Source organism: Streptomyces sp. NPDC005794, from assembly GCF_042871445.1.
GTDB lineage: Bacteria > Actinomycetota > Actinomycetes > Streptomycetales > Streptomycetaceae > Streptomyces.
Map to the genome: position 1 here is coordinate 101,286 of NZ_JBIAIN010000006.1, position 12,216 is coordinate 113,501.

Genomic DNA, 12,216 nt, shown 5'->3' on the forward strand with positions numbered 1-12,216 from the left:
GCCGTGAGAACCGGGACTCCGTCAGGGTGGAGCAGTCAGGCCCGGCGAGTGGGCCTCGACGCGCTTGACACTGTTTGGATTACCAACCAATATGAAGTTGTTGGCATTACAAACAAATGGCCGCCGGGAGTGATTCCGCGGCGATGACGATCATCTGCGGCTTTGCCGGTCGGCACCGACGGGTGAGCGGCGGGCTCGTCCGCCCCCGATGCAAGGAGTGATCCTCATGCCCGCAATCCGGACCAAGCGCCGAGCGGCAGCCCTGGTCGCCGCCGCAGCGGCTTTGACGGTCGGTACGTTCGCCGGTTTTTCGGCCCAGGCGACCGCCCCGTCCGCAACACCGACCGCCCGCAACGCCACGTCAGGGATCCCGGCCGTGGTCGATCCCACGGCCGACCTGGGCCGGCACGCCGCCGGGCCGGAGCAGACCTGGTTCGACTCGATCTACTTCACCGGCTCGGTGAAGGCTGACGGCCAGGAGTTCGGTCTCCAGGTCCACACACGCATCCTCCCGAACAGGGGCGAGGCCGCGTACCGTTGGACTTTCTCGGTGATCAACAAGACCACCGGGTGGTACAAGGACTACGACGCGATGGTCGAGCCGGAGGACTATCGGTGGAATGAGGGCAAGCTCGACATCAAGGCCCCAGGGCTGAGCTGGACGGGTGACTCCGTCCGTCAGTCGGTGCAGGTCGAAACGCCGTGGGGAGCTCTCGATATCCAGCTGGCGCCCACCGGCCCCGCCATGAACTACGCGTCGACCGGCGTTTTCAACCTCGTCGACGGCGTGCCGAACCACGAGTTCGCGCTCCCGGAGATGCGGACCTCCGGAACGCTCGTCGTCGACGGCGAGAAGCACAGGGTCAGGGGCACCTCCTGGCTGGACAGGCAGTGGGGTGAGATGCCGACGTCGCTGACCCGGTGGACGTGGATGAACCTCAGCATGCCCCATGGTGACAAGGTCGCCATCTGGGACACGGTCGGCAGCGAGACCGAGCACAGCTGGGCGACAGTCCTCCATCCGGACGGCTCCTACGACGTGGTCGACGTCGAACCGCTCGCGCAGGGCGTCTCCCGGCAGTGGACCAGTCCGGCCACCGGCCAGACGTACCCCACCCGTTGGCGCATCAGCATTCCCGCGCTGCGCTCCGAGCTCGTCGTACGAGTCACCGGAAACCCGGACCAGGAGATCGGGACTCCCGACGGGAGCGGCTACCTCGAGGCCACAGCGGCTTTCGCCGGCACGTACAACGGCAAGGAGGTCCGTGGTGAGAACTACGTCGAGATGACCGGCGAGTGGGGCTCCTGATCACCGGACGAGCGGTCCTCGCCTGACGCAATCCGACATCACCCCGGGAGCAGACACTGGTCCCGGGGTGAGCCTTTGGGCGCAGGCGGCCTCAGCCGTGCGAGTGCAGGTCGCTCTTCGGCCCGACGTCTTCGATCCTGGTCGGAGTTCCCTCCGGGGTGAACGAGTGGTGGAAGGTGAAGGCGTGCGGCGCGGAGCCGTGGCCGTGGAGGTGTTCCAGCCTGGAAACCCCGTCCTGCCAGGTGGGTATCACGCCGTCGGAGACCCACCAGAACACGTAAGCCGGGTGTCCTGTCCTCTCGAACCAGTCGTAACGCCTGTTCAGCGCCTCACGGTGCAGACCGGTGTAGATGGCGTCGAAGGCGGGGCGCAGGTCGGTCCAGAGTGAGAGGGTCGCGGCCAGGGCGGTGGTTTCCATCGTATGGCCCTTGCCGTACCAGGTCGGTGCGGCGAACTCTCCCCATGCACCCCAGTCCGCGTCGAAGTGTGTGCTCCGGTCGCCGTCCGCCGCTTCGGCATGAGCGAGGTACCCGGGGTGCTGGCTGATCCTCCGGTAGATGGCCTCGCCGCTGTCGTGGAATTCGCGCGTGAGAGGTGCGGGATCGGCGAGCGGTGACTTCAGGACGCCGAATGTGTACAGCGCGAGATGGGGCATGTCTCTCCCTGGTCGGGGGTGCCTGGTGTGGACCCGGTTCGGTGGCTTACGCATGGGGGCGAGGATGCGCGGGGCTGGCCGACGCATCCCGTCGCGGGTGGGTCAACCTGAAGGAACTCCTGTGCGACCGTGGGCGATCGCTGAGGACCAGGTGAAGGTAGCTGCCGCTGCGGGCCCTGTCGAAGTTGCGTTTTTCCTGTCCAAGTGGCCTCCGGCACCGGTCATTTCGGGGTCTGGGGGCGGTGACAGGCGGTGCTGGGCGGGGCGGGCTTCGGGGTGCCAGTTGATCCAGCTCACCGACCTCACCGAGGCCAGGGGCCGGCTCCGAGCCTTCGAAGACCGCTGCAACGCCACGACGCAACCGTTCCAGTGGAGGTTCACCACCTCCGACCGGACGACCTGCCGGCCAGGCTCGACCGGAACACCGCCGGTAACCACGAAGAAACCTCTGTCGCACCGGCAGCGTGAACAACCCCCGAAGAATTCACGGCGCAGACCACTTGGCCGCGCAGGTGCGGCATCACGTGGACCCTCCGCTGCGCCGCAGCGTCCGACCGTCAACTTCCCTACGCGTAAAGGGAATTCACAGACGCGGTCACGGGTGTCGAGTAGTCGCTGCAAACGGCCCAGCCAGTCATTCCTCGCCGGATCACAGACCGTCCGCAGGATCTGTGGCAACGTCAACTCCCGGTCCGCACAACGCTGAAAGTCATGCACACATCGACTGTGTGTCTCCACGGGGCTTCTCCATCCACCGTCACGCGTATCCGACTTCGAGTTTCCCACCCATGACAGGGACAACGAACACAACGGCGTGCCTCATGCGGAACACGGTGCAGAACCTGCCGCAGTGCTCAGCCGAAAGCATGGGTGACGCCCCGTCATTTCTCTGAAGTCCCTTTGGTAGAAGTCGAGTTGCTGAGCGAAATCGTTGCTGCGACAGGCCATGAGGGCTGCGGTGAATGCGGGTGTCACGGGGGGAACGTGCGGCGCATCGCATGGTCAGGACGGTTCGCCCCTGTGGTCTGGCCGGTAGTGGAACCCGGCTCCGACCCGCGACCTCGTCGTTGCCCGGCTGTACGCCCTCCCACCCGGTGCGAAGCGGCGCCGACGGATGCTGACGCTCACACGGGGGAGGGGCCCCACCCGCGAGCCGTCGGTGCACGTGCCAACTCCCTGCGGACGTGCATGTGTTTATCCGGATGGGTGGCCGGCGAGAAGATAATGGCGAAGATCCACCCCGTCCGGGGCAACATGAATGAACGCACCTTAATGACTCAAAGTGACACGATCAGGATCACGAGTCGTCAGGCCGTGGGAAGACCTCGAATTCCTTCAGTCCCTGGACGTCCACAAACCGTGCAATGCGCGTGCAGGAACAGTGAACAGTTCAACCATCTGGAACGTTCCAGTAACCCGATGTGACTCAACTCCCCCTAGAGTGGAAGCAGTCGTTCCGCTCCGTGCGGAGAGAAAGGACATTGCCATGACTGCCATGTACGACCGCTTGACCGAGCTGCTGACGAATAAACTCGGTGTCGACGCGGCGGAGTTGAATCCCGCCGCCACGTTCGAGGAACTCGACATCGATTCGCTCGCCCTCGTCGAACTCACCGACATCATCGAAGGGCATCTCGGAATCGTCGTGGGGGAGGGTGAGATCAGGAAGGGGGCAACGCTGGCCGAAGCGGCGCAAGCCCTTGAGATACACGCGGCCGCCGGCCAGTGAGCCATGAAGTGGCCGTGACGGGGCTGGGGCTGGTATCGCCCGCCGGTGCGGGAACCGAGCAGAGTTGGCAAGGGGTCTGCGCCGGCGTCGGCACCGCCACCGAAGACCCCACGCTGGCCTCCGCCGCGGTGGGAATCTCCTGCCGTGTCCCTCCGTACGACGCGGACGCCGAGTTCGGCGCGTCCGAGGCCTGGCGCCTGGACCGATTCGTCCAACTGGCGCTCCTGGCCGCCCGGGAGGCGGTGTCCGACTCAGGTCTGGAGCCCGCCCGCTGGGACGGGACCCGGGTAGGCGTCGTGATCGGCTCGGCAGCAGGCGGCGTGGCCACCTTGGAAAGCCAGCACGCCGGCTTCCTGGAGAGGGGGCCCAAGGGAGTATCCGCTCTCTTTCACCCCATGGCGCTGGTCAACATGGTCTCCGGCCGACTCGCCATCGAATTCGGCGCCACCGGCCCCAATCTCGTGACCGCCACCGCCTGCGCGTCGGGTGCCACCGCGATCGGTGTCGCCCGCGACCTGCTGGTCTCGGGTGCCTGTGACGTGGTGATCGCCGGTGGCACGGAAGCCGCGATCTCACCCACATTCGTCACCGGGTTCGCCCGGATGGGAGCACTGTCCCGCCGGTCCGGGCGACCTTCCGGCGTATCCCGGCCCTTCGACGTGAACCGCGACGGCTTCGTCATCGGTGAAGGAGCGGGCGTACTGGTCCTGGAGAGCGTCGACCACGCCCGACGGCGCGGTGCGGACGTACGGGCCAGACTCGTCGGGTACGGGGCGTCAGCAGATGCCAGCCACGTCACCGCCCCGCACCCGCAGGGCCGAGGTATCGAACAGGCGATGCGCCGTGCCTGCGCGGACGCCGGGTTGCCACTGGAGCGGGTCGGGCACATCAACGCCCACGGCACCTCGACCCAGCTGAACGATGCCGTGGAAGCGGATGCGATCCACCGCCTCTTCGGGGCAGGCGTCCCTGTGACGTCCACCAAAGGGGTCACCGGTCACACCCTGGGTGCGGCCGGTGCGATCGAGGCAGCGCTGACGGTTCTGTCACTTTCCCGGCAGACCCTCCCGCCGACCGCGAACCTGGAACAGCTGGATCCCGCCATCGCGCTGGATGTCGTCGCCGGCGGTCCGCGTCCCGTCGCCGCCTCGTACGCACTCACCAACTCGGCCGGTTTCGGCGGGCACAACGTCAGTCTCGCCTTCGCCGTCTGACGCTCAGGGCCCGCAGCAGAGACACAGAGGAAGGAAACACACCCTCACCATGCCTTCCAGCACCCCGACAGAGGACCACGACGAGCTGATCCGGCTGGTCTTCGACGGCACCTTCGACAGCGTCCACGCGGATCTCCGCGACACGGTCTCGGATCCGCTTTTCGCACCGCGCAGCGGGCTCGACGCAACCGAGCAGGGAAGGCTCGCCTACGACCGGAGCCGCCTCGTCCACGCCCGTACCGGGCCTGCGCAGAAGGTCCTCGACGACCCCCTCCGCCTCTTCGCGCTCAGCGAATGGCCATCGCTGATGGACACGACCACGCTGCCCTTGCTCATGAGCCACTACAACCTCTGCCTGGGCACCCTCCTGCACCACAGCGCAGGGCGCGAGGACCTCGACGACATCATCGAAGAGCTCGCCACCATGCGGTCGGTCGGCATGCTGATGGTCACCGAGCTGGGCTTCGGGAACAACGCGGCGGCGATGCGCACCAAGGCCGTGTACGACCCGCTGGCAGATGAGTTCGTCCTGAGCACGCCGGACGCTCAGGCGCAGAAGTTCATGCCGTACACCGGCATCCAGGACATTCCGAAGATCGCGGTCGTGATGGCCAGGCTGATCGTCCAGGACGTCGACCGAGGTATCTTCCCCTTCATCGTCAGGATCTGCGACGCCGACGGTCTTCGCCCGGGTGTGCGGGCCACAGCCCTGCCGGACAAGCCCGGTCTCGCTCTGGACAATGGTGTCACCTGGTTCGACGGCGTACGCCTGCCCCGTCGCAATCTGCTGGGCGGAGCCATGGGGCGGCTCACGCCCGACGGTACCTTCGAGAGCGCGATCCCCAGCCGGCGACGGCGGTTCCTCACCTCCCTCGAGCGGGTGCAGCCCGGCAGGCTCTGTCTGGCCTCCGCCCTCGTCTCGGCCGGGCGCGCCAGCCTGTACATCGCCCTGAGGTACGCGCAACAGCGCAAGACCTTCGCACCGGGCGAGAGCGAGGTGCCCGTCATCGCCTACCGGAGCCAGCAGACGGCACTCTTCCGGGCGCTCGCCGACGTCTACGCCATGACGTTTCTCGTCAATCGCACGAAGCGCGCGTTCGTACGCACCGGAGTCAGCGACGAGACCAACCACCTGATCTCCCTCACCAAGGTCGTCAGCAGTTGGTCGATGACCGACGTGCTCACCACCTGCCGTGAACGCACCGGGGCACAGGGCATGTTCTCCGCCAACCGCATCGCGGACTACATCGCCATGGCTCAGGGCGTGGTCACCGCCGAGGGCGACAACCTGCCTCTCCTGGCGAAAGCGGGCAACGAACTCCTTGCCCACCCGCCCGCCACGAACACCGGCACGCCTGAGCCGCGGGGAAGGAGCCTGACCGACCCCTCCTTCCACCGTGAGCTGACACGGTTCCGCCAGTCGCGCCTGACCGAGACCACGGCGTACTCCATGCGCCGTGAGATCCGGGGCGGCAGTTCCCTGTTCGACGCCTGGAACCATCACATCAACGCAGGGCTCACCCTCGCTGAGTCCCGAGGGCGCGAACTGGCCCTCGAAGAACTGCATACGGCCGTCGCCCAAGCCACCACCCCACGCACCCGTGAGGCACTCGGCCTGCTCGCGGCGCTCTACGGGCTGGGCCTCACGGAGCGGGACGCCGCGTGGCACCTGGCCCAAGGAACGCTCACCCCCCAGCAGGTCACCCGCATCCCGGCCCTGCTGGAAGCGCTCAGTACCCGTGTACTGCCCTACGCGGACCTGCTCGTCGACGGGTTCGGTCTCACGGACGAGCTTCTGCGTGCCCCCGCACTCCGCCCGGGGCTCACCGACTTCCACGCCTGACAGTTACCAGTGAAGAGGTACTTCCTGCCGTGAATGTGACTCTCGCATCCGCGTCCCCTGTCACCCGCATCGAGCAGACCGGCCCGGCGGACGTCCGCAGGCTGGTGACCGTACAACCAGGGATGTGTGGGCCCACCGCACTGTTCGCCGCCCGGGTCGGGGACTGGACCTGGGAAAGCGTCAGCACCGTCTGCGGTCTCGATGTCTTCAACGCCCGGGACACCCAAGGGCGTTCCGCGTACCTGGCGTTCCACTACTTCCGTATACGCTCCGGAGGCCATCTCACCCCCGAGCGGATCACCTTCGGGGACCGGCTGGAAGTCATCACCCGGGTGTTCTCCCAGGGCCGCCGCTCGGTGCTGACTCTCCACCGCATCCGAAGACTTCCCCAGGGCACCACCGATCTCGACGCCTCGTTCGATCTCGAGGAGTTCCACGAACAGCCACGGCCCGACTGCCTGTACGTGGAGAACCTCAACCACTGGCTCACCCGCGGGGCCGGCCACACCAATGTCGGACTGGTGCATACCCCGCCCGTCGGGTTCGACCACACGAGTCTCCCGGAACTGCCCGACGCCTACTCACCGAAGGCACTGTGCAGGCAGGCCAGGATCGACCACCGTTTTCACGATCCGGCCACGGCCCATTACACCCCGTCGGGCGACGAGGTGATCGTCAACCATCGCGTAGATGTGACGCGCGACATCAACGGTGTCGGGCTCATGTACTTCGCCTCGTTCCTCAGCATCGCGGAGGGGGCGCTGCTGGAACTCTGGCGCGGCCTCGGCCGGACCGACCGGGCGTTCCTCGACCGTTCGCTCCAGGACATACGGATCTGCTACCTCGGCAACGCTGATCTCGACGCGACCCTGCGCCTTCATCTGCGCCTCGCGCGCGATCCCGAGAACCAGCACCACGAGCGGGTCGACATCTTCATTCAGGACACGACGGGCAACCGCGCCCTGGCCGTCGCGTCCTTCCGCATCCACACCGCATGACGGCGGCGAGGAAGCGGCCCGGCCGCCCCTGACCTGTCCGACGAGGCAGTCGCCCGTGGTGATCTGCGCCTGGGCGCGCTCGCGGTGGGATGAACGGACACGGCCGGTGCCTCGCGCAGGGGTACCGGCCGTGACCGGTCGGCGGACCAGCCGGGGGGAACTCCACGAGGAAAGCGCGGCGGTGGAGCGCCTGCAACGTGCGTACCATGCCACGCGTGACCTGGCGCTTTCCCAGTTGTTGTCCCCGTACGGGACAGCACGAACCCGCACGGCCCCGTGCTTGCTTTCACGGAAGATGACTGGTCGTCCGCCGTGAAAGACGGCTGCCTACGCGCCTGAGATCCGGGCTGGACGAGACGGCCCACGCCGACCAGGGATTGGTCAGCGTGGGCCGTAGGGTCTCAGCGCGGGGACCGACCCTCAGCTCTCGCGCCCAGCCTCCGGCGTGTCCGCACCGCCTGGCCGCTCTCCCGCTTCGTCGACCACGCCGCTCCCGATCTCGGCCGAGCTGGACAGCAGAGTGCCCGACGCGGGTGGCGGAGCTCGTCCAGGAGGAGGGCGATCTGCGTGCCCTGCAGACCTTCCTGAACCAGCCGGCGCAGCGGGGCCGCACCTCCCAGCAGCAGCTGCGTCGCTTCCTCGGCACGAAGAAGGGCCGCAAGATCCATTACGGCCGTGTGCTCGTCGAGGCCCTCGGCCCCGACCACGTACCCGCACCGCTCGACGGGCTGCTGGCCGGGGTGTGAGCCGGGCGCGGTACGGGAGGGCGTCGACGCCGATCCCGGCCGGTGGGCGCACCTGGCAGGGATGCCGTGGGCCAGGTGCTCCGCATCAGGCCCGCCACGCCCCAGCGGCCGCGGCGTCCTTCACCCACTGGGCGACATCGCGGGCGGGCCGGCCGAGTGCGCGGTGCACCCCGTCGGACAGGTGACCGTCCATGCCCCGCCGGATCGGGCCCACCGCATCGGCGTAGTCCTCGGCCTCGGCCGTGGGCCAGCCCTCGGAGACCAGTTCCGCGACGAACTCTCCGTGCGCGAGGGACACATAGCGCACCGTACGCCCCGTGGCCTCCGAGATGAGGGACGTCACTTCGCGGACGGTCAACGCGCGGGGACCGGAGAGCTCGTAGGTCTCGCCCACGTGCGTGTCCTCGGTGAGCGCCGCGGCGGCCACCGCGGCGATGTCCTCCGCGTCGACGAAGGCGGCCGCGCCGTCACCGGCGGGCAGGCGCAGCTCGCCGGCGAGCACCGCGTCACGGAAGAAGCCCTCGCTGAAGTTCTGCGCGAACCACGCGGGGCGCACGATCGTCCACTCCAGGCCGCAGTTGCGCACCGCGTCCTCGCCGTCGATGTGGGTCCTGCCCGCCGCGCTGTCCTCGCTCGCGTAACCGGGTACGTCCGCTCCGCGCCCGGACAGCAGCACGACGCGTTCGACGCCCAGCTCCTCCGCACGCCGGACGAACGGCCTCGTCAGCAGCTCGCCGTCGTACGGCACGATGAAGGCCCGCTGCACGCCCTCCAGTGCGGTGTCCCAGGTCGCCGGGTCCCTCCAGTCGAAGCAGGGTGTCCGGGAGCGGGAGCCCACGCGTACCGGGACACCCTTCGGCGCGAGGTGCGACACGGTGCGTCCGCCTACTTTTCCGGTACCGCCGGTGATCAGGATCGGGTGATCAGTCATGTGCCCACTCAAGCGTTCACCGCGAGGCAGGACCATGGTTGAGGCACCCACTTCGATGTCCGGGTGTCTACATTGGAGCGGTGGACACGCTGGCGAATCTGCTGAACGGGGTGCAGGCCCGCGGAGCTGTCTTCACCCGGACGGTCATGAGCCCGCGGTGGGGCCTGCGGTTCGCCAGTGGTGCCCCACTGACCTTGGTGGCCGTGCTGGACGGGAGCCTCTGGATCACTCCGGCCGGCGGCGAGCCCACGGCGGTCGGTCCCGGTGACATCGCCGTCCTCCGTGGCCCCGCTCCCTACACCGTGGCCGACGACCCCGCCTTCCCGCCCCAGCGGGTCATCACCGGGGCGGACTACTGCGCACGCACCGCACGGGCCGTCAGGGACGGCGAGCTGACCCCTGACGCACGTACCTGCGGCGTCGCCGAAACCGGTTCGGCCCTCATGGTCAGCGGAGCGTACGCGGGCCCGGCCGGGATCAGTGACCGCCTGTTGGACGCCCTGCCGGACCTGCTCATCGTCCCGGACGGCGCGTGCGACCGCACTCTGCTGACCTTGGTGGCGACAGAGGTCCAGCGCGACGGGTCCGGTCAACAAGCGGTGCTGGACCGCTTGTTGGACCTCGTACTCGTCGCCACCCTCCGCGTCTGGTTCGACCGCCCGCAGAGCCGTGCCCCGGCCTGGTACCGGCCTGGCGACGACTCCGTCGTCGTGAGTGCTCTCCGTCTGCTGCATGACCACCCCGCCCGCCCGTGGACCGTGGCGGCCCTGGCTGCCGAGGTCGGTTCCTCCCGGTCCGGCCTGGCCCGGAGGTTCACCCGTCATGTCGGTGAACCTCCCATGACCTACCTGGCCGCACAGCGCGTCGCCCTGGCCGCCGACCTCCTGCGTGACACCGACGCCACGGTGGGATCCATCGCCAGGAGGGTCGGGTACGCGAACACCTTCGCGCTGAGCGTGGCCTTCAAGCGGTGCCGTGGCCTGACTCCCACCGAACACCGCGCCGCGACTGTGCGTACCCGTGGGACGAGTGCCTGACCTCGGATGCCGCGCATCCCGTGCAGGTGCTGTGTTCGCGGCGAAGTCGCCCGCCGGTAACCCTTGACGCTGAGCTCCGGCGAAAACTACGTTTTGGTTTGCGGAAATCAACTTCCACCTTGTGGAAACCTCTGAAACCTCTGTCGGTCGCGAGGGCCCGTCGTGCGCAGCCTTCTTCGAAGTCGGCCATCGCCAGGCCCCGTTGCGACCCCTAGCGAATACTCGAGGGCCGATCGATGACTGCAGTGGAGGACCGGCCGCCCGAGCCGGCCACCGGGGACACCCGCGCCGACGGGGTCACCGGAGACACCGGAGGCACCAGCTCCGTCCTGTACACGTATGACCTCGCCCCGACGAAGAAGCAGGGGCGCCGCTGGGGCGCGTACAACGTCTTCACGCTCTGGGCCAACGACGTCCACAGCCTCGGCAACTACGCCTTCGCCCTCGGCCTCTTCGCACTCGGGCTGAACGTGTGGGGCATCCTGGCGGCCTTCGCGCTGGCGTCGGTGCTGCTCTTCCTGCTGCTGACACTCTCCGGGTTCATGGGACACAAGACGGGCGTCCCGTTCCCGGTCATGAGCCGCATCGCGTTCGGTATCAGGGGTGCGAAGATTCCGGCCGCCGTCCGTGGCGTCGTCGCCATCGCCTGGTTCGGCATCCAGACCTACCTCGCGTCCGCCGTCCTGAGCACCCTCCTCACCGCGATGTTCCCCGGACTTCGCACCTTGGACTCGAACTCCCTGCTCGGTCAGTCGACCCTCGGCTGGATCTCCTTCATGTCCCTGTGGGCCCTCCAGCTCCTCATCGTGAGTTACGGGATGCAGATGATCCGGAGGTACATGGCCTTCGCGGCGCCCACCACCCTCATCACCATGCTCGCCCTCGCGGTCTGGATGTTCGTCCGCGCGGACGCCTCCCTCTCCCTCTCCGTCGACGCGCCGCTCGTCGGCGGGGCCATGTGGCTGCAGATCCTCCAGGCCGCCGCGCTGTGGGTGGTCATCTACGGGACGTTCGTGCTGAACTTCTGCGACTTCACCCGGTCCGCGAAGAGCCGCGGCTCCATCGTCCGCGGCAACGTCACCGGCATTCCGCTGAACATGCTCTTCTTCGCCGTCATCGTGGTGGTCCTCAGCGGGGCACAGTTCAAGCTCGACGGGCACGTCATCACCAGCCCCACGGACATCGTCCGGACCGTTCCGAACATGTTCCTGCTGGCGACGGCCTCGCTCGCCCTCATCGCCCTGACCGTCGCGGTGAACCTGCTGGCCAACTTCGTCGCGCCCATCTACGCGCTCATCGACCTCTTCCCGCGCCAGCTGAACTTCCGCAGGGCGGGCGTGGTGAGCGCGGTCATCGGGCTCGTGATCCTGCCGTGGAACCTCTACAACAGCCCGGTCGTCGTGAACTACTTCCTCGGCGGGCTCGGTGCCCTCCTCGGACCGCTCTTCGGCGTGATCATGGCGGACTACTGGCTGCTGCGGAAGTCCAGGATCAACGTTCCCGACCTCTACAGCGAGGACCCGCGGGGCGAGTACCACTACAGCCGGGGCTTCAACCCCCGCGCCGTCGCGGCCTTCGTCCCCAGCGCGGCTGTCGCCGTCGTCGTCGCCCTCGTGCCCTTCTTCCACGCCGCGGCCGGCTTCTCCTGGTTCGTGGGCGCCTTCCTCGCCGCCGTGCTGTACGCGATCGTCGCGGACCGCACCGCGCAGATCCGGGACGTGGACGGCGAGGACATCGCCGTCGCCGCCGAATGA

General features: G+C 67.9%; 9 protein-coding genes and 2 pseudogenes. 9 read left to right on the plus strand and 2 right to left on the minus strand.

Annotated features, from left to right (window positions below; translation table 11 throughout):
- Nucleotides 1-226 precede the first annotated feature (226 nt).
- A complete protein-coding gene (locus ACFYQ5_RS11675; RefSeq protein ID WP_389196510.1) occupies nt 227-1,309 on the plus strand; it encodes a lipocalin family protein in 1,083 nt (360 codons plus the stop codon).
- 91 nt (nt 1,310-1,400) lie between these two features.
- Here ACFYQ5_RS11675 and ACFYQ5_RS11680 read toward each other — a convergent pair whose 3' ends face one another.
- A complete protein-coding gene (locus ACFYQ5_RS11680) occupies nt 1,401-1,964 on the minus strand; it encodes a DUF3291 domain-containing protein (protein WP_389196512.1) in 564 nt (187 codons plus the stop codon).
- A 1,486-nt stretch (nt 1,965-3,450) separates the two neighbouring features.
- On the opposite strand from ACFYQ5_RS11680, the gene ACFYQ5_RS11685 reads away from it, so the two are divergent.
- The 6 genes and pseudogenes from ACFYQ5_RS11685 to ACFYQ5_RS11710 form a co-directional block, all read left to right on the plus strand.
- Nucleotides 3,451-3,693, plus strand: a complete 243-nt coding sequence (locus ACFYQ5_RS11685; protein ID WP_389196513.1) for an acyl carrier protein — start codon at nt 3,451-3,453, stop codon at nt 3,691-3,693.
- Entirely contained in the window at nt 3,690-4,907 is a 1,218-nt protein-coding gene (locus ACFYQ5_RS11690; RefSeq protein ID WP_389196514.1) for a beta-ketoacyl-[acyl-carrier-protein] synthase family protein, read from the plus strand. The genes ACFYQ5_RS11685 and ACFYQ5_RS11690 overlap by 4 nt, the downstream gene beginning before the upstream one ends.
- 49 nt (nt 4,908-4,956) lie before the next feature.
- Complete coding sequence (locus tag ACFYQ5_RS11695; protein ID WP_389196516.1) at nt 4,957-6,750, plus strand: acyl-CoA dehydrogenase; 1,794 nt, start codon at nt 4,957-4,959, stop codon at nt 6,748-6,750.
- 29 nt (nt 6,751-6,779) lie between these two features.
- Complete coding sequence (locus ACFYQ5_RS11700; RefSeq protein ID WP_389196518.1) at nt 6,780-7,748, plus strand: LnmK family bifunctional acyltransferase/decarboxylase; 969 nt, start codon at nt 6,780-6,782, stop codon at nt 7,746-7,748.
- Nucleotides 7,749-8,018: 270 nt separating this feature from the next.
- A pseudogene (locus ACFYQ5_RS11705) lies at nt 8,019-8,087 on the plus strand (hypothetical protein); the annotation flags it as partial.
- A 188-nt stretch (nt 8,088-8,275) separates the two neighbouring features.
- Nucleotides 8,276-8,494 (plus strand): annotated as a pseudogene (locus ACFYQ5_RS11710) (ATP-dependent endonuclease); the annotation flags it as partial.
- A gap of 85 nt (nt 8,495-8,579) precedes the next feature.
- Here the strand turns inward: ACFYQ5_RS11710 and ACFYQ5_RS11715 are convergent.
- Nucleotides 8,580-9,425, minus strand: coding sequence for an NAD(P)H-binding protein (locus tag ACFYQ5_RS11715; RefSeq protein ID WP_389196520.1), 846 nt, complete (start codon nt 9,423-9,425; stop codon nt 8,580-8,582).
- A gap of 80 nt (nt 9,426-9,505) precedes the next feature.
- On the opposite strand from ACFYQ5_RS11715, the gene ACFYQ5_RS11720 reads away from it, so the two are divergent.
- Both ACFYQ5_RS11720 and ACFYQ5_RS11725 read left to right on the plus strand, forming a co-directional pair.
- Complete coding sequence (locus ACFYQ5_RS11720) at nt 9,506-10,462, plus strand: cupin domain-containing protein (RefSeq protein WP_389196522.1); 957 nt, start codon at nt 9,506-9,508, stop codon at nt 10,460-10,462.
- Between the two features lie 236 nt (nt 10,463-10,698).
- Nucleotides 10,699-12,216: an NCS1 family nucleobase:cation symporter-1 gene (locus tag ACFYQ5_RS11725; protein WP_389196523.1), complete on the plus strand. Its 1,518-nt coding sequence runs from the start codon at nt 10,699-10,701 to the stop codon at nt 12,214-12,216.